Raw genomic sequence first — 15731 nt, 5'->3', positions numbered from 1 at the left:
ATGCACGGGGCTACTCGACACAAAAGACGCGTTGGTCCTTCGCGGAGAAGAGCTTCGTTCACCTGCGCTGGCCGTCCCTTACGGGAACATTCGGATGTATCTCCTTACTTTTCCCACAAGAGTGCTGTGAAGGAAAAGTTGGAGGACATCGACCGACGGTCTTTGGTGCTTCCAGCCTACGCGACTGGGCATGGACTTCCCAAATCGAGCCGCTCACCCCCACTCATGCCCGCTTATTGCAGCTTCTTCTGCCAGCCGGCAGTAGCACCTACGGGCCGGAATCCGAGCTCGATGTTGACCGCAAGCATGAAGGTGTTCTCCGCGGCATTCCAGGTATACAGGCGCTTGACCTCGGGCCACTCGTCCCGGAGCCGCTCGAGATTCGCAGCCTTCATCCGATATCCGAGCCGGTGTCCACGGTGACGGCGGAGAACCAGGGTGTCCTCCTGATAGGCAACATGCGGCGCCTCAGCGCTTGAGTGAAGCACGGTATGCCCGACGAGCGCGCCGCTTTCCTTCTCGACGGCGGCGCAGACGAGGCTGAACCCACCGCCGGCGGCGTGGCGGTACTCATCGGCGCGGATCCGCTCCGCATCCCACACCTCCTCCTCGAGGAGGAAGCCGCCCAGTGGTGCATCAGTACTCATGAACCGTCGTAGGACGGCGTAGTGGTGGATGAGGTCATCCGGAACGCTGTTGCCCCAGAAGACCAGCGAATAGCCGTCCTCCGCGACCGCCTCGCCGCGCCTCGGATCGGGATCACCCGGCTCGAGAAGACTCACCCGGTCCACCTGCGCCAGCCCGTAGCCTTCCGCCAGGGCAAGCGCCGCTGACCCACTATGCCTTGGATAGCCTCCTGCGCCGCTGTCCGGCACAACAGGCTCCCCGGCCTCAGGCGTGTCGGGAAGCCGCACCTCACTCCACCCCATGATCACCGTACGGCCGAGGCTCCGTACCCTTGCGTCCGCCATTGAAGACAGTGCCTTGGCCACACCCTGCCGGCGTTCCGCGGGATGCACGAGGATATCGAGATAGCACGTGGAGAGGTTGTCCGTCAGCGGGACGTCGAGCACGGCGCAGCCCACCAGCCGGCCATCGCTCTGCGCCAGGAACACGTATCGCTCTTCATAATCGTTCGGCCTGTACGATTCGAGCCTGCGCGCGTGGCCGTAACGAAAATCGTCATTGCCCCAGGTGTCACGCTGGACGGTATTGCACAGTTCACTAAACGCGATGAAGGCTTCCCTGCCGGGCCCATCGAGGCTTTCGGGAATGACCAACGGTTCGATCAGCAGCTCCGGCGTCGTCATTCCACCAGCGTAGGCCCACTGATTGGGAACTGCCAACTACTAGAGGGAGGGCGCAAAAAGAAAAAAGCCCGCACCGGGAACCGGTGCGGGCTTTCTCCAGGAGCTGGAACTAGACGACTGCCAGAACCTTGGTGACGTTCGGGTCGACGGGAATGCCCGGACCGAAGGTGGTCGATACCGTGGCCTTCTGGATGTACCGGCCCTTCGAAGCGGAAGGCTTCAGACGCAGTACCTCTTCAAGCGCCGCGGCGTAGTTCTCCGCGAGCTTCTGGACGTCGAAGGACACCTTGCCGATGATGAAGTGGAGGTTGGAGTGCTTGTCCACGCGGAAGTCGATCTTTCCGCCCTTGATGTCGGTCACTGCCTTCGCAACGTCTGCTGTGACAGTTCCGGTCTTCGGGTTCGGCATCAGGTTACGAGGGCCGAGGATCTTGCCCAGGCGTCCCACCTTGCCCATGAGGTCAGGGGTGGCGACGGCGGCGTCGAAGTCGACCCAGCCGCCGGCAACCTTTTCGATCATGTCGTCCGAGCCGACGAAGTCGGCTCCGGCAGCGATGGCTGCTTCGGCGCGATCACCGGTGGCGAACACGAGGACGCGGGCGGTCTTACCCGTACCGTGGGGCAGGTTGACCGTGCCGCGGACCATCTGGTCGGCCTTGCGGGGGTCGACGCCGAGGCGGAATGCTACCTCGATGGTGGCGTCGAACTTCGACGGATTGGTTTCCTTCGCGAGAACTACTGCGTCGTACGGGGCGTAGTGGGTATCCGCCTCGATCTTCGCGGCAGCTCCCCGGTATGCTTTGCTGCGCTGTGCCATCTGCTTTTTCTCCTTATGCAGTCGTGGTCTGCGGACCGCGCTGGGCCCTGCCACACGCCGCCGTCCACTCGAGGTGGAACCGGCGTCGTTCTATGAATGAAATTGAGGATGAGGCAGCGGTGCCACCCCGTCCGGGTAGGAAGGTGCTAGCCCTCTACCGTGATGCCCATGGAGCGGGCGGTGCCGGCGATGATCTTCGCTGCAGCCTTCACATCGTTGGCGTTGAGGTCCTCCATTTTCATGGTGGCGATTTCCTCGACCTGGGCGTTGGTCAGGTTGGCGACCTTGACCGTGTGAGGGGTACCGGAACCCTTGGGGACGCCGGCAGCCTTCTTGATGAGCTCGGCGGCCGGTGGGGTCTTGGTGATGAAGGTGAATGAACGGTCCTCGTACACCGTGATTTCCACGGGGATGACATTTCCGCGCTGGGATTCAGTGGCAGCGTTGTACGCCTTGCAGAATTCCATGATGTTGACACCATGCTGGCCAAGCGCAGGACCGATGGGGGGTGCCGGGTTGGCGGCACCTGCATTGATCTGCAGCTTGATGAGGCCGGTGACCTTTTTTCTGGGGGCCATGAAAGGGTCCTTTTCTTGCATTACGTCCCCCGGGACAGGAGCGTCCCGTGGGTTTTAGGTCATCATGGCGTGATGACCAACCGCCGTCCCCCGGCTAAAGCAGGGCGGAGGAAAGCGAAGCTGGAATTCGCAGGTCCTACTGGATCTTGGTGACCTGGCTGAAGGAAAGCGTGACCGGGGTCTCGCGCTCGAAGATCGACACCAGCACGACGAGCTGCTGCGATTCGGGCTTGATCTCGGAGATGGTCGCGGGCAGGGTCTCGAACGGTCCTTCGTTGACCGTCACCGACTCCCCGACCTCGAAGTTGACCGTGACCGGTGCGAACTGCGGCTTGATCGGCTTGCCCGATTCGGCGTCCGTGTGGACCACCGTGTGTTCAAGCATGGAGAAGACCTCCGACAGGCTGAGCGGCACGGGGTTGTGGGCATTGCCCACGAAACCGGTCACGCCCGGCGTGTGGCGCACGGCGCCCCACGATTCGTCGGTGAGTTCCATCCGGACCAGCACGTAGCCGGGGATGCGGACGCGGTTGACGATTTTCCGTGCCGTGTTCTTGATCTCCACGACCTCTTCCATGGGCACCTGGATCTCGTAGATGAAATCCTCCATGTCGAGCGTCTGGATGCGGGTTTCGAGGTTCGCCTTGACCCGGTTCTCGTAGCCAGCGTAGGAGTGGATGACATACCAGTCACCGTCCTGGCGCCGAAGCTTGGCCTTGAAGGCGGCAACCGGATCTTCCTGCGCCGGAACCTCGGCCTCGGCCTCGGTTCCCTCGGCGTCCTCAGCCACCTCGACGTCAGCCACCTCGACGTCAGTTGCCTCGGCATCAGTTGCCTCGTCGACGCCCTCGTCGGCGTCTGGAACGCCGTCGACGTCGGGATCGACAAGGGCGTCCGGATCAATATCCGCAGGAGCTTCCGCCGTCGCGTCGGTATCAGCGGCGTCGATGTCGACATCCGCCTCCGTTACCTGATCCTCGTTCTCCAGACCATCATCTTCAGTTGTGATCTGCCGTTCGAGTTCTTGCTCGGACACCTAGCCGCCTGCTTTCTGGAAATCTTCAGCCTTGCATTGCTTGTACTCGTTGAGCCACGCCGGGACGCCGCGGGGCCGGATCAGCGTCAGCTGTCTCCGAACACCCAGACGGCGCCGGTGCCGAACAGGAAATCGAGCCCGGTCACGATGAGGATCATGATCACCACGAAGGTGAGCACGGTGATGGTGAACCTCACCAGCTCCCGGCGCGTGGGTGTGACAACCTTCCGGAGCTCGGCAATCACCTGGCGAACGAAGAGGATGATGCGCCCGAAGAACCCGCGCTTGGGGGCTTCCTTTTCGGAAGGGCTTCCCTTGGAGCTGCTCGCAGCCGTATCGGTCACCTTCAACCTCATCAATCTGTGTGGTTTCCCAGCCGGACCACTGAAAGCGCCCCCAGCTGGTTCTGTGTACTGCCGGGCAGAACCGCTGCCTGCTCCGAAGCTTCGTGATCTTTTCCTGCCGCACCGCCGCATCTACTGCGTCGGCTATGCGCAGGGCAGACAGGACTCGAACCTGCAACCTGCGGTTTTGGAGACCGCTGCGCTACCAATTGCGCCACTACCCTTTGTGCTGCACTTGCACTCCTGCACCTCGCGACGCAGGTTTCCTACTCTGCGCCAGAGGTTATCCCGGGCGCAGTGCATTCCGGTGTTCGAACACCGAGGATCAAGTCTACGCATTCGCCGCGCTTCCGTCGAACCGGACACTCCAGACACCCGGGACAGGCGCCGTCGAGCATCGTCCGATGTCATTTTCCTTTCTCCGGGTGGGCGACCACCTAAACTGGGTGCGGCAATACCCTCTTGAAGAAACGGGACCCGATGAACGCGACCACCGACGATTCGACGCGAGACGATTCGACGCGCCAGAGCCTTCCGCGTATCTCGCGCAGGATCGCGTCCATCGCGGAATCCGCCACTCTTGCCGTCGACGCCAAGGCGAAGGCGCTCAAGGCGGCCGGCCGGCCGGTCATCGGCTTCGGGGTGGGCGAGCCCGACTTCCCGACTCCCGACTACATCGTCGAGGCCGCGATCGACGCCGCGCGGCAGCCCCGATTCCACCGCTACTCCCCTGCCGGCGGGCTTCCTGAGCTCAAACAGGCGATCGCGGACAAGACGCTGCGCGACTCCGGCTACAGCGTCGACCCGGCGCAGGTCCTCGTGACCAATGGCGGGAAGCAGGCCGTCTACCAGGCGTTCGCGGGGTTGCTCGATCCCGGGGACGAGGTCCTCGTTCCCTCACCCTTCTGGACCACGTACCCCGAGGCGATCCGGCTTGCCGGTGGCGTCCCCGTCGAAGTATTCGCCGGCCCCGAGCAGGGCTACCTCGTCACTCCCGAGCAGCTCGACGCCGCGATCACCCCCCGGACCAAGGTGCTGCTGTTCGTGTCGCCCTCGAACCCCACCGGCGCCGTCTACGCTCCGGACCAGGTGAGGCACATCGGTGAGTGGGCTGCGGCCCGCGGACTGTGGGTGGTCACCGATGAGATCTACGAACACCTGACCTACGACGGCGTCCCCTTCACCTCGATCGCCACGGCCGCCCCCGCGCTGGGAGACAAGCTCGTCATCGTGAACGGCGTCGCGAAGACCTACGCCATGACGGGCTGGCGTGTCGGCTGGATGATCGGGCCGAAAGACCTCATCAAGGCGGCCACCAACCTCCAGTCCCATGCGACGTCGAACGTCGCGAACGTGTCGCAGATGGCCGCGCTCGCCGCGGTCTCCGGTCCGTTGACGGCCGTGCAGGAGATGAAGGTCGCGTTCGACCGGCGGCGGCGCGCGATGGTGGCCGGTCTCGATGCGATCGATGGCGTCGAATGTCCCACGCCGCACGGCGCGTTCTACGCCTACGCCGACGTGCGCGCCCTGCTCGGGCGCTCACTGGGCGGTTCCACCCCGACGACGTCGGCGGAACTTGCCACCCTCATCCTTGAGAAGGTGGAGGTTGCGGTGGTGCCGGGAGAGGCGTTCGGGCCGAGCGGCTTCCTCCGGTTGTCGTATGCACTGGGCGACGAGGACCTCGCCGTGGGGGTCGGCAGGCTGCAGGAATTCCTGTCCTCGGCCCGCTGAGGGGAACCGGAGCGGCTCCCGGACCAGTCAGAGCAGGCGCCGCTCCGCCGCCCATCGGGTGAGTTCATGACGCGAGGAGAGCTGGAGTTTCCTCAGCACAGCGGAGACGTGGGTTTCGACGGTCTTCACCGAGATGAACAGTGCCTTCGCCACTTCCTTGTAGCTGTAGCCGCGTGCGATCAGCCGCATCACCTCCACTTCTCGGGCGGACAGGCGGTCGAGTTCGGAATCGACGGAAGCAACCGCGGCTGTGCCGAAAGCGTCGAGGACGAAGCCGGCAAGCCGCGGGGAGAACACTGCGTCCCCCGAGGCGATCCGTTGGACGGCGTCGGTGATCTCAGCACCGGAGATGGTCTTGGTGACGTAGCCCCGCGCCCCCGCACGGATGACGGCGACCACATCCTCCGCTGAATCCGAGACACTCAGCGCGAGGAACCGGGTGTCGCTGCCCAGGCGTGAACAGCCATGGATCACTTCGGCGCCGCCGCCGCCCCTGCCTCCCGGGAGGTGCACGTCCAGCAGCACCACCTGCGGGCGGCACTCCTGGATCACGGCTATCGCTTCTTCCACGGTCGCTGCTTCACCGAGCACGGCAATGCCCGGCCCGAGGTCCGACTTGAGGCCCGAGCGGAAAATGGCGTGATCATCGACGACGACGACGCCGATCCTCGTGCCGGCGGTTGTTTCAGGAACCCTGTCCATTGCTCTCCCAGCGGTCCTTTGCAGTGTGTTCCGGCATGCTCAGCGTGACCTCGGTGCCGTCCGGCCCGCTGCGGATCAAGGCATGGCCGCCGTGCCGGGAAAGCCGTCCATGAATGGACTCCCGGATCCCGAGGCGGTCCGGCGGCACCGCAGTCTCGTCGAAGCCCGTGCCGCGATCGCGGATGAACACATCCGAGCCATGCGCGCCGAGTTCAAGGTACACCGACACCGGAACACGCGCATGTTTGGCGGCATTCAGCATCGCCTCCCGTGCTGCCTGCGCGAGGGCCTCATTTCCCGGCGTCAGCGGGGCGTCACCCACCGCCACCACCGTCACCGAATAGCCGTAGGCGTCCTCCACCTCGGCTGCGAAGGCGCGGATCCGTTCCGCGAGGGTGCCGGCCTGGTCCGCATGGTCCGAATAGAGCCACTGGCGCAGCTCGCGCTCCTGCGCCCGGGCCAGCCGGATGACGTCCGATTCCGACGTGGCCCGGTTCTGGATCAGCGCCAGGGTCTGCAGCACCGAGTCATGGAGGTGAGCAGCGAATTCGGCGCGTGCTGCCTCACGCACGCGGCCGGCCCGTTCCACCTCGAGGTCGCGCCAGAACTTCAGGCCCCACGGCGCGAGAACGAGGCCCACCCCGCCCAGGACTGCAGCAGTCGCAACAAGGGTGGCCCAGGTCAGGGACCACGGAATGGACCCAGACACCATGACCAGCACGCCGACGATCACCAGGACAAGACCCACCAGGAGCCGCGCCAGTCCACTCGCCCGGTGCGCGCCGGCCCGGTCCATCAGACCGGCCCGACGAACGTCGTCGAGCTGTGCCCAGGCCAGCGCTGCGCCCGCAGCGACCACCCCCAGGGGAAGGAGGGTGCCCCACTCCACCGGAAGGCCCAACTGCTGGGCGGCGAAGGCCGCCGCAAGCAACAGCATCACCGCGCCGAAAAGGAATTCCTTGCGGCCCGCCCGGCGCGCAGGATGATCGTTCATGAACCGTGCAGGCCCGTTCCTCACCTTCACCGCGGCTGCGCTGTCCGTTGAAGACGGCACGAAGATCCACAGCCACGCATACAGGAGGGCCCCGGCTCCCGACGCGAAGGTCAGCAACACCATGGCGATCCGCACGAACCGGATGGAGAAACCGAGATGTACTGCAAGACCCGCGCACACACCTGCAATCACGCCGTCAGGCGAGCGCAGCAGTGGAGGTCTCATGGCTCAATAAAAGCACGTCCACCAGTCTTTTCATGGCCCTCCCCATCCTTCTCAGGGGTTGTCCCTCGAATGCCGGGGGACACTCAGGGAGAACTCAGGGCTGGCCCCGATTCCGTGGCCGGATTGCTGCTGGCAGGATCGGAAGATGACCTCAGAACCCGCACCAGAAGGACAACCCCGCTACGCAGGAGCGCATGCCTCCGGCAGAACGGGCGGGCAGGACCAGTCCGGGCCGGCCGCTTCCAGCGCCCTTCCGGCCTCGAATTCGTTCTTCGCCTGGCTGCGGGGTCTCGGCATAGTCCGGGCTCCCGACCGTTGGATCGGCGGCGTGGCCGGCGGCCTTGCCCAGCGGACGGGGCTCGATGTCGTCCTCGTGCGAGGCATGCTGGTGATCCTCGCTGTTTTCGGGGGGATCGGCGTGCTGCTGTACGGGCTCGCCTGGGCACTCCTGCCTGAACCCGACGGACGCATCCACACCGAGCAGGCCGGGCGTGGTGTTTGGACCGGTGGCATGACGGGAGCGGTGGTCCTCTCCGTGATGGGGCTGTGGCGTCCTAACCTGCCCTTCTTCGGTGACAGCGGAGCCGGGCCGTTCCTCTGGACGATCGCCTGGGTGGGAGGGGTGGGATTCATCATCTACTGGGCCGTCAGCCAATCACGCAATCGTGAGAATCCGGCAGCCGGATCTCCAGCAGCCGGTTATCCTGCCGCCGGTTTCCAGCAGCCGGGCGCCTACGCCGCACCTCCTCCAGGATCACAGGTGGGGCCCATGGATACGGCTCCGATATCGACACCACCGCTGCACACACACCCGATGCCGATGGGTCCCCTCCCAACCGGCACCCGGCCCTATCTACCGCCACCTCCCCGCGTGCCCGGCACTCCGAGACGCCCCGTTCCGCGACCCTCCGGCAGCGAAACCGCACTCCACCTCGGCGGAGCCCTCACGGTGGTCGGCATCATCCTCGCGCTCGACTACACGGGAGTCCTCGACCTCGGCGACTCAGCGGTGGCCGTAGCACTCGCAGCAGGTGCCATGACCCTCGGTATCGGGATCCTGATCCTGGGAATCCTGGGCCGCACTTCGGGTTTCATGGGCCTTGCCGGCTTCCTGACGGCCCTCGCCGCCGTCGTGCTTCCTCTGGAGCTACCGCAGGGGCGGTGGATCGTCGGGGCCTCCGGGAGCACCGCGGCTGCCGATATAACGACGGCGGAGCGCGGTTACACCGCCGTGGCGGCCGAGAGCGCCATCGACCTGACCGGGCTCGGAAAATTGCGGAACGACGTTGTGATTCCGATCCATTCGGTCGCCGCCGACGTCGACATCGTCGTTCCCAGCGGGGTCCCGGTGGAGGTCCGGTCCCGGCTGTTCCTCGGAGCAACCCAGCTGACGGACGGTGTCGACAGTTCCACGTCGGAGGGCGTGTGGCAGCCGGAAACCCTTGAACTCGACGGACAATCCTCCGAACCAACCATCGTTCTAGAAGTCAGCGGCGCCGTCAGCGACGTCACCGTGACCGCCCAGGAGAGAGGAACCACACCATGAGTCCGCAGGAAGCCCCTTCCACCCGGCGCCCCAGGCCAGGAACGATCGTCTGGGGCGCAGTGATCCTTGCCATCGGGTCGCTCGTCCTCCTGAACCAGCTCACCGATATCCAGTTCGACACCGGTATCGTCCTCATGGGCCTGCTGGTGGGAACCGGGGCCGCACTCGTGATCGGCGGCGCACTGGCCATGGCCCGGAAGGACCGGACCGGACCGCCGTCGTGAGTGCCCATCCTCCGCCCCCGGCTTTGCACACCTACCGCCTATCAGGAAGCCTGAGATCATGGATACCTTCTACCGCGTCCTCCGCTCCTCTCCCCTCAAACGGGCCCCCGGAGGCCTTGCCGGCGGCATCGCCTCCGGAATCGCACTCTCCTTCAACTGGCCCGTGGCGTACGTGCGCATCGGGATGCTCCTGAGTTTCCTCCTGCCGGTGGTCAGCCTCCCGCTCTACGGCGTCCTCTGGCTTCTGCTTCCGAAGACGGACGGCACCCTCGCCCTGGAAAAGCTGCTCGGCCGTTAGATACCCGGCAGGCGAGCGGCGGGCGCCGACCCGGGCGGGCCTGTGGTTTGAGGCGGTGACCCCACCTGCGAGGATGGGAACCGTGCCGAAAACCGCAGTCGCCCGCCCTGTCCCTCGGATCCTCATCGCCGCCTGTGTCTTCCTGTTCCTCTCGGGCTTTTTCGTGGTGGAGTTTCCCGACGTCCCCGGCGCGAGCGTGGGGTCCTACGTCTTCAACGTACTGATTGCCCTGCCGGCCTTCGTGGCTCTCCGGCAGCAGCTGGGAGCGGCGCCGGCAGTCCTCGCACTCGTCGCCGTCTCACTGTTCGGGTACCTCATCGAAGGCTTCGGTGTGGCAACCGGCCTTCCCTACGGTGAGTTCTACTACGGAGATCCGCTTGGCCCCAAGGCCTTCGATCTCGTGCCCTTCCTCCTCCCCCTCTCCTACGTTCCCCTGGTCATCGGGACGGTCGCCGTCTTCGCCGGCCCTGGGAGCACGCTGCGCCGGATCATCGCTTCCGCTCTCCTCCTCGTGGCGGTGGACGGCGTCCTGGACCCCGGCGCGGTCTCGCTGGGGTTCTGGGTGTGGCCCGACGGCGGCCCCTACTATGGCGTGCCGCTGTCCAACTACGGCGGCTGGCTGATTTCGGGCCTGCTGGCTTCGGCGATACTCACCGCGGTGGGCGGCGCCCGATTCGGCACCTCACCGATCCGCCCCGGACTCCTGGACAGTCTTATCCTGTCCCTGAGCCTGTGGCTGGGGGTAACGGTCTTCTCGGGCCTCGTGTTCCCGGCTGTCCTCGCAGCGGCACTGCTCGTGTTCCTGGTCGGCCGTCGGGCTCAGTTGGTCCGCGCCCTGCGTCGTCCCCGTCAGGTTTCCCTGCCCGTCTGAAGTCACGGGACGAGTTCGACATCCTCGCCCCGGAGGTTGGCACGGAAACCGTCGCCCTGGACGGCCACGTCCTGGAGCACGAGTCCCTCGGGCAGGCCCTTGATGTCGTGCTCGATGGTCACGAGCCTGCGAACGACGCCGGCAACAGCGTCGGAGAGGAAGTCCGGCCCACCGAAGTCGATGGAGCGTGGCTCGACGACGAGCCTGCCGGCGTCGACCTCGACCGTGCCGGTGGCGACGACGCGCAATTCGCGGCCCAGGACCTCGACGGTGCGAACCACCGTGGCCCGGCCGTCGTCGGCGGCACGGACCTCGGTCCCGTCACCGAGCTCGTCGGCGACGACCTCGAACGGCACGGTCGCGTCCACGGCGAGCCGTGCAGCGACCAGCCCGTCCGGCCCCGTGACCACGTCCTGCCCGACGGCCCGGACGTCACGGAGCATCGAACCCGCGGTCGCCACTGTCCCTGCGTCCAGCGCAAGGTCGGCGAGCCACACCTCGTCCTCGCGCAGGTCGGCGGGAGGTCCCGCGCCCGGTAGGCGCTCGGCGCCCACCGTCGGCGCCGGCACAGGCCCTGCCTCGCCCTGGCCTACCGGATCGCTCACCACCCACCAGGAAATCGCAAGCGCGACACCCAGGACGAGGAGCATCCCGGTAGCACCGATCAGCCAGTCCTTCGCACGCGTCCACTCCATGAGGACAGTCTGATGGCTTGCCGTCCCGGGCGCGAAACTCCGTAGCCGGTTCAGCAGGCCATTGAGGCGACGCAAGCCTAGACCGGGGTGCGCGCCAAGTACTGCAGCAGCTTCTCCGTGGACATCATCGCCCCGCCGAGCACTGCCGGAAGCCCTCCCCCAGGATGCACCGACGCACCGACGCGCCACAGCCAGGGCCGCAGCGGGCTGGTGTGGGCCGGAGCGTGGAAGGGCCCGCTCATCCACGACGGACGAATGGCCCCATACAGCGCACCGCCCGCTGATCCCGCCTCGCTGAAGTAGCCAGGATCGAGGATCTCATAGCTCGAGAAGTAGTCCGCGAGCGGCTCCGGGAGTTCCATCACCCGCGTCACCCGGTCCAGCTCTCGCTCCACGAAGGCATCCTTCAGCGAATACGCCCGACCGTTCGGTGGCGCCGTCAGGAGCAACGCCAGTGTCCCGGAGCTGTTGGGATACACCTGGCCGGCCGGGTAGTAGTTGGCGAAAACCATGGTCTGCTCCGGTTCACGGTTCGCCTCGAGGCTCGAATACAGTTCCTGTGGTTCGTCGGGCAGCAGGACGCCGTGCCGCGGCGTTCCGGCGGGAAGCTCCCGCTTCAGCACCGCGTACACGCCGATGGCCGAACACGTGAGTTTCCGCGGCCTGCGCGGCGGCCGACCGCTGAGCAGCGCGCCGAGCCGGTTCGCGTCGAGGCCGCTGACGACGGCGTCGGCCGGGTAGGTGCCCAGCGGTGTCGTGACGCTGTGTGCCCGGATCCGGGTGACGGGTTCTCCGGTGCGGATTTCCACGCCCACAGCGACGGCGAGCCTCTGCAGCGCCTCCACCAGCTCGTAGATGCCACCCTTCGGCACCCATACGCCGTCCTCGGCCATGACCGCGGGCATGCTGGCGTAGAGCGCCGGCGTCCGAGTGGGACTCACGCCCGCATTGAGCGTATGGATGGCGATGATCTCCCGCAGGCCCTCCGGCAGCCACGGCAGGCTGTCGAGGTAGCTCCTCGTCGTCAGCCGTGGGCCGTACAGCCCGGCGAGTTTCGCCAGTGCCGGCCGGGACGCGCTCTCGAGCGGACCGGTGGTCAGCAGCCGGGCGACGTCGGCGCCCAGTCCACCGTGCAGGGCAGCGAAGCGTTCCCAGGCCGCATGCCAGGGATGGCCTGGTGGAACGGGAAGGGAGCATTCACGGCCGCGGTAGTAGTAGGTGCCCACTTCCTCAAGGCGCTCGAGTTCAAGACCGGCGGTACGGCGCGCATCGACGCCTGGGTCCGCCCGAACGGCATCGATACGGCGCAGGAGCTCATCCCACACGGCAGGGAAGGTGAACAGCGAGGGCCCCGTGTCCATCCGTTGACCCGCGCTCTCGATGCGCCGGCTCTTTCCGCCGAGGTGGTCCTCCGCCTCGATGACGATGACCGAGTGGCCCGCGGAACCGAGTAGCGCGGCAGCGGCCAGCCCTCCGATGCCCGCCCCTGCCACCACTACCCGGCTCATGGGTACAGTCCGAGGGTCAGCGCGATGACGAGCTGCATACCCGCGACCGTTCCCGCTACGTAGGGAAACGCGATCGAGTACCGGTACAGCCGGTGGCCGGTCGCGGGCGACGGCGAGCGCAGCAGCGACACGAGCAGCCAGCCGGCGATCAGCGCATTCACGACGGCGACGGGCAGGTTCACCAGCGCGAAACACACCGTGGAAAGAAGCCACCAGGCTCCGCTCCAGGCAACGACGCCGCGGGCACCGAGGCGCACCGCCGTCGTCGTGATTCCCGCTTCCCGGTCTTCCTCGATGTCCTGTACGGCGTCGAAGGTGTGTTTCGCGGCGCTCCACGCCATGAGTCCCAGGGCCGCCGGCCAGACGGGCCCCGCACCCAGCGCATAGGGCAGGAAGACCAGGGGAAACGCGTAGGCGGCGTTGCTGATCGAGTCGAGGTAGGCACGGGCCTTGAAGCGGAACGGCGGCGCCGAATAGAAGACGAAGACCAGCACGTACAGGGCGATCCACAGCAGTGCTGCTGCGGGAAGGGTCATCACGAAGTAGAGGAGGAACGGCAGGTTCGTGGCGAGGACCCAGCACCAGATGGACCGTACCTCCGCCGACCGGATGCGCGCGCCTTCAAGGGACCCCTTGCGGGGGTTCAGGGCATCGGTGTCCTGGTCGAAGATGTCGTTGACGCCGTAGATGAGCAGGTTGAACGGCAGGGTCAGCCAGATCAGCAGGGCAGCCGCCTCCCACTGCCAGAGACTGCCCGTCAGCCACATGCCCACCACGCCGGTTCCGAGGGTGTTGATCCAGAGGACCGGCCGGGAGATATGGACCATCCGGCGGGCTGCTGGCACTAGTCCTGCCTGGGGCACGGCGGCGTTCCTCCCGGAATCGAAGTCGGAGTGTCGGTTGCAACACTGGTAACGCAACCCTACGTGCAGGCCCGGCGGCCAGGGCCCAACCGGCCAGGAGGGAGGATGTGTCTAGAATCATACGTGGGCCCGACGAAGCGCTCAGCGATCACTTGTCCACCAACGCTGAAGGAACGTATCCCCCCATGAAGATCGGAATTCTCACCAGCGGAGGCGACTGCCCCGGTCTGAATGCGGTGATCCGCGGTGCGGTGCTCAAGGGCATCAAGACCCACGATCAGGAGTTCGTGGGATTCCGTGACGGCTGGCGCGGGGTGGTGGAGGGGAACATCATCGACCTTCCGCGTCACGCTGTCCGTGGCATCTCCAAGCAGGGTGGAACGATCCTCGGAACATCACGCACCAACCCGTTCGACGGCAACGGGGGGCCCGATGCGATCAAGGACACGCTGGCCCGGCTGGGCATCGACGCGATGATCGCGATCGGCGGCGAGGGGACGCTGGCAGCCGCCAAACGCCTGACCGACGCCGGACTGAAGATCGTCGGAGTCCCGAAGACCGTGGACAACGACCTCGACGCCACCGACTACACCTTCGGGTTCGATACCGCGGTGCAGATCGCCACCGAAGCGATCGACCGCCTGCGCACCACGGGTGAATCCCACAGCCGCTGCATGATCGCCGAGGTCATGGGCCGTCACGTGGGGTGGATCGCCCTCCATGCCGGAATGGCCTCCGGCGCCCACGCCATCCTCATTCCCGAACAGCAGACGAGCATCGAGCAGATCGCCGCCTGGGTGTCGGAGGCGAACGCGCGCGGCCGCGCGCCCCTGGTGGTCGTGGCGGAGGGCTTCGTGCCGCTGCACATGGAGCAGGCCCACTCCGAGCGGGGTCTCGACACGTTCGGCAGGCCGCGCCTCGGCGGCATATCGGACCAGCTCGCCCCCGAACTCGAAGCACGCACCGGCATCGAGACCCGGGCAACCATCCTCGGGCACATTCAGCGCGGCGGGGTTCCGACGTCGTTCGACCGCGTTCTTGCCACCCGGCTGGGCATGGCAGCCGTGGATTCGGTCAAGGACGAACTGTGGGGCACCATGGTGTCGCTCAACGGTACCGAGATCGCGCATGTGGGCTTCGAGGCTGCACTGGGGAACCTGAAGTGCGTGCCGCAGCACCGGTATGACGAAGCCGCGATCCTCTTCGGCTGATGGAACCGGCCGAACTTGATCCCGGAACCGTCGCGATCATCCAGCTCGCGTGGTCGAGGGTGCTCGGTTTCGAGGACACGGCGTTCGCCGACGAAGCGACCGTGCGGATGTACCGATCGACCAATGACGCGCCGGTGCTGACATTCGTGACGCTGTTTGGCAAGGAAGCCCTGGTCGGCCCCGAATGGGCGGTGGCGGCCGCACAGGACCTGCCCGGCACGGTCCTCCGGCAGCATTCGACCCTCCTCACGCTCAGCCACGCGTACGGTGGGCGCGGGCTCGGCGAGGCGCAGCTGTTCTTCTGCGATGCGCTTCCCGCTCTCGAACCCGACCCGTCGGCCGCAGTGTCCAGCGAGCCCGCGTTCGTTGCGCAGCTGGAACGCATGTGTCCGCCGGATGACTCCGCCGAGGCCGGGCTGTCCTCCGCCGAGCATCCCTTCGTCCTCGTGGACGACTCGGGTGACGGGGACCCGGCGCCCCTTTCGGGAGCCGGGTACGACGTCTGGAGCGGGATCCTCGCCCACCTCGGCGTCCTGACTCCTCCGGAGCACCGCCGGCGCGGTTTCGCCCAGCGCATCGTGGCGGTGGCGGTGGAGGAGGCCATGGCCTCAGGGCTCATTCCGCAGTGGCGCGTGCGGACGGACAACACTGCGTCCCAGCGGACTGCGCGGCGGGCGGGCTTCAGTTTTGCCGGCACGCAGACCTCGGTGATTCTCGGCGCATAGCGCTGTCGGCGCATCCGGCCATGCCGGCGCGAAACGGGCGTTCGAACGGCCGC

The 15731-nt window shown here is 66.3% G+C and carries 17 protein-coding genes and 1 tRNA gene; 7 read left to right on the top strand and 11 right to left on the bottom strand.

Going from position 1 to position 15731, the window contains the following annotated elements; all coding sequences use genetic code 11:
* Window positions 1–233: 233 nt before the first annotated feature.
* From IWX75_RS03830 to IWX75_RS03805, 6 genes are all read right to left on the bottom strand, one after another.
* The gene (locus tag IWX75_RS03830) at window positions 234–1310 is read right to left on the bottom strand and encodes a GNAT family N-acetyltransferase (RefSeq protein ID WP_196820948.1); all 1077 of its coding nucleotides are present in this window, start codon (window positions 1308–1310) and stop codon (window positions 234–236) included.
* A 109-nt stretch (window positions 1311–1419) separates the two neighbouring features.
* Window positions 1420–2127, bottom strand: a complete 708-nt coding sequence (gene rplA / locus IWX75_RS03825) for a 50S ribosomal protein L1 (RefSeq protein WP_196820947.1) — start codon at window positions 2125–2127, stop codon at window positions 1420–1422.
* Window positions 2128–2273: 146 nt separating this feature from the next.
* Window positions 2274–2705 carry a 50S ribosomal protein L11 gene (rplK, locus tag IWX75_RS03820; RefSeq protein WP_196820946.1) on the bottom strand — a complete coding sequence of 144 codons (432 nt, stop codon included), beginning with the start codon at window positions 2703–2705 and terminating at the stop codon, window positions 2274–2276.
* A gap of 136 nt (window positions 2706–2841) precedes the next feature.
* Window positions 2842–3741 carry a transcription termination/antitermination protein NusG gene (gene nusG, locus IWX75_RS03815; RefSeq protein ID WP_196820945.1) on the bottom strand — a complete coding sequence of 300 codons (900 nt, stop codon included), beginning with the start codon at window positions 3739–3741 and terminating at the stop codon, window positions 2842–2844.
* A gap of 86 nt (window positions 3742–3827) precedes the next feature.
* Window positions 3828–4085, bottom strand: coding sequence for a preprotein translocase subunit SecE (gene secE / locus IWX75_RS03810; RefSeq protein WP_162149037.1), 258 nt, complete (start codon window positions 4083–4085; stop codon window positions 3828–3830).
* A gap of 151 nt (window positions 4086–4236) precedes the next feature.
* A tRNA-Trp gene (locus IWX75_RS03805) sits at window positions 4237–4309 on the bottom strand.
* Window positions 4310–4565: 256 nt separating this feature from the next.
* On the opposite strand from IWX75_RS03805, the gene IWX75_RS03800 reads away from it, so the two are divergent.
* Complete coding sequence (locus IWX75_RS03800; RefSeq protein ID WP_196820943.1) at window positions 4566–5816, top strand: pyridoxal phosphate-dependent aminotransferase; 1251 nt, start codon at window positions 4566–4568, stop codon at window positions 5814–5816.
* 27 nt (window positions 5817–5843) lie between these two features.
* Here the strand turns inward: IWX75_RS03800 and IWX75_RS03795 are convergent, their stop codons facing one another.
* On the bottom strand, window positions 5844–6518 hold the full coding sequence (locus IWX75_RS03795) for a LuxR C-terminal-related transcriptional regulator (RefSeq protein ID WP_196820942.1): 675 nt from the start codon (window positions 6516–6518) through the stop codon (window positions 5844–5846).
* A complete protein-coding gene (locus IWX75_RS03790; protein WP_196820941.1) occupies window positions 6502–7737 on the bottom strand; it encodes an ATP-binding protein in 1236 nt (411 codons plus the stop codon). Before IWX75_RS03790 ends, IWX75_RS03795 begins: the two co-directional genes overlap by 17 nt.
* 145 nt (window positions 7738–7882) lie before the next feature.
* Between IWX75_RS03790 and IWX75_RS03785 the strand changes: the two genes are divergently transcribed.
* The 4 genes from IWX75_RS03785 to IWX75_RS03770 all read left to right on the top strand — a co-directional run bounded on the left by IWX75_RS03785 (window position 7883) and on the right by IWX75_RS03770 (window position 10676).
* Window positions 7883–9283 carry a PspC domain-containing protein gene (locus IWX75_RS03785; RefSeq protein ID WP_196820940.1) on the top strand — a complete coding sequence of 467 codons (1401 nt, stop codon included), beginning with the start codon at window positions 7883–7885 and terminating at the stop codon, window positions 9281–9283.
* Window positions 9280–9507 (top strand): hypothetical protein, encoded by a 228-nt coding sequence (locus IWX75_RS03780; protein ID WP_196820939.1) that lies wholly within the window; start codon window positions 9280–9282, stop codon window positions 9505–9507. The genes IWX75_RS03785 and IWX75_RS03780 overlap by 4 nt, the downstream gene beginning before the upstream one ends.
* A gap of 58 nt (window positions 9508–9565) precedes the next feature.
* Entirely contained in the window at window positions 9566–9805 is a 240-nt protein-coding gene (locus tag IWX75_RS03775) for a PspC domain-containing protein (RefSeq protein ID WP_196820938.1), read from the top strand.
* 82 nt (window positions 9806–9887) lie between these two features.
* Window positions 9888–10676 (top strand): carotenoid biosynthesis protein, encoded by a 789-nt coding sequence (locus IWX75_RS03770; protein ID WP_196820937.1) that lies wholly within the window; start codon window positions 9888–9890, stop codon window positions 10674–10676.
* Between the two features lie 2 nt (window positions 10677–10678).
* On the opposite strand, the gene IWX75_RS03765 is transcribed toward IWX75_RS03770, so the two are convergent.
* From IWX75_RS03765 to IWX75_RS03755, 3 genes are all read right to left on the bottom strand, one after another.
* Complete coding sequence (locus IWX75_RS03765; protein ID WP_196820936.1) at window positions 10679–11371, bottom strand: LmeA family phospholipid-binding protein; 693 nt, start codon at window positions 11369–11371, stop codon at window positions 10679–10681.
* A gap of 77 nt (window positions 11372–11448) precedes the next feature.
* Window positions 11449–12879, bottom strand: coding sequence for a phytoene desaturase family protein (locus IWX75_RS03760; protein ID WP_196820935.1), 1431 nt, complete (start codon window positions 12877–12879; stop codon window positions 11449–11451).
* Window positions 12876–13706 carry a UbiA family prenyltransferase gene (locus IWX75_RS03755; RefSeq protein WP_334684145.1) on the bottom strand — a complete coding sequence of 277 codons (831 nt, stop codon included), beginning with the start codon at window positions 13704–13706 and terminating at the stop codon, window positions 12876–12878. Before IWX75_RS03755 ends, IWX75_RS03760 begins: the two co-directional genes overlap by 4 nt.
* Window positions 13707–13927: 221 nt before the next feature.
* Between IWX75_RS03755 and IWX75_RS03750 the strand changes: the two genes are divergently transcribed.
* Together IWX75_RS03750 and IWX75_RS03745 are read left to right on the top strand one after the other, a co-directional pair.
* A complete protein-coding gene (locus IWX75_RS03750; protein ID WP_196821352.1) occupies window positions 13928–14953 on the top strand; it encodes a 6-phosphofructokinase in 1026 nt (341 codons plus the stop codon).
* Window positions 14953–15678: a GNAT family N-acetyltransferase gene (locus IWX75_RS03745; protein ID WP_196820933.1), complete on the top strand. Its 726-nt coding sequence runs from the start codon at window positions 14953–14955 to the stop codon at window positions 15676–15678. Before IWX75_RS03750 ends, IWX75_RS03745 begins: the two co-directional genes overlap by 1 nt.
* The last annotated feature ends 53 nt before the right edge of the window (window positions 15679–15731 follow it).

This window comes from Arthrobacter sp. CAN_A6 (genome assembly GCF_015751715.1).
Lineage (GTDB): Bacteria > Actinomycetota > Actinomycetes > Actinomycetales > Micrococcaceae > Arthrobacter_D.
Note: the sequence above shows the minus strand (reverse complement) of the source record. Positions and strands in the feature narration are given on the sequence as shown.

Bases quoted from the DNA above. Each gene is read 5' to 3' on its own strand.
- IWX75_RS03745 (WP_196820933.1), top strand. From the start codon at position 14,953: ATGGAACCGGCCGAACTTGATCCCGGAACCGTCGCGATCATCCAGCTC.
- IWX75_RS03795 (WP_196820942.1), bottom strand. From the start codon at position 6,518: ATGGACAGGGTTCCTGAAACAACCGCCGGCACGAGGATCGGCGTCGTC.
- rplK (WP_196820946.1), bottom strand. From the start codon at position 2,705: ATGGCCCCCAGAAAAAAGGTCACCGGCCTCATCAAGCTGCAGATCAAT.
- IWX75_RS03780 (WP_196820939.1), top strand. From the start codon at position 9,280: ATGAGTCCGCAGGAAGCCCCTTCCACCCGGCGCCCCAGGCCAGGAACG.
- rplA (WP_196820947.1), bottom strand. From the start codon at position 2,127: ATGGCACAGCGCAGCAAAGCATACCGGGGAGCTGCCGCGAAGATCGAG.
- IWX75_RS03760 (WP_196820935.1), bottom strand. From the start codon at position 12,879: ATGAGCCGGGTAGTGGTGGCAGGGGCGGGCATCGGAGGGCTGGCCGCT.
- IWX75_RS03765 (WP_196820936.1), bottom strand. From the start codon at position 11,371: ATGGAGTGGACGCGTGCGAAGGACTGGCTGATCGGTGCTACCGGGATG.
- IWX75_RS03785 (WP_196820940.1), top strand. From the start codon at position 7,883: ATGACCTCAGAACCCGCACCAGAAGGACAACCCCGCTACGCAGGAGCG.
- IWX75_RS03755 (WP_334684145.1), bottom strand. From the start codon at position 13,706: ATGGTCCATATCTCCCGGCCGGTCCTCTGGATCAACACCCTCGGAACC.
- IWX75_RS03775 (WP_196820938.1), top strand. From the start codon at position 9,566: ATGGATACCTTCTACCGCGTCCTCCGCTCCTCTCCCCTCAAACGGGCC.
- IWX75_RS03800 (WP_196820943.1), top strand. From the start codon at position 4,566: ATGAACGCGACCACCGACGATTCGACGCGAGACGATTCGACGCGCCAG.
- IWX75_RS03790 (WP_196820941.1), bottom strand. From the start codon at position 7,737: ATGAGACCTCCACTGCTGCGCTCGCCTGACGGCGTGATTGCAGGTGTG.
- IWX75_RS03750 (WP_196821352.1), top strand. From the start codon at position 13,928: ATGAAGATCGGAATTCTCACCAGCGGAGGCGACTGCCCCGGTCTGAAT.
- IWX75_RS03830 (WP_196820948.1), bottom strand. From the start codon at position 1,310: ATGACGACGCCGGAGCTGCTGATCGAACCGTTGGTCATTCCCGAAAGC.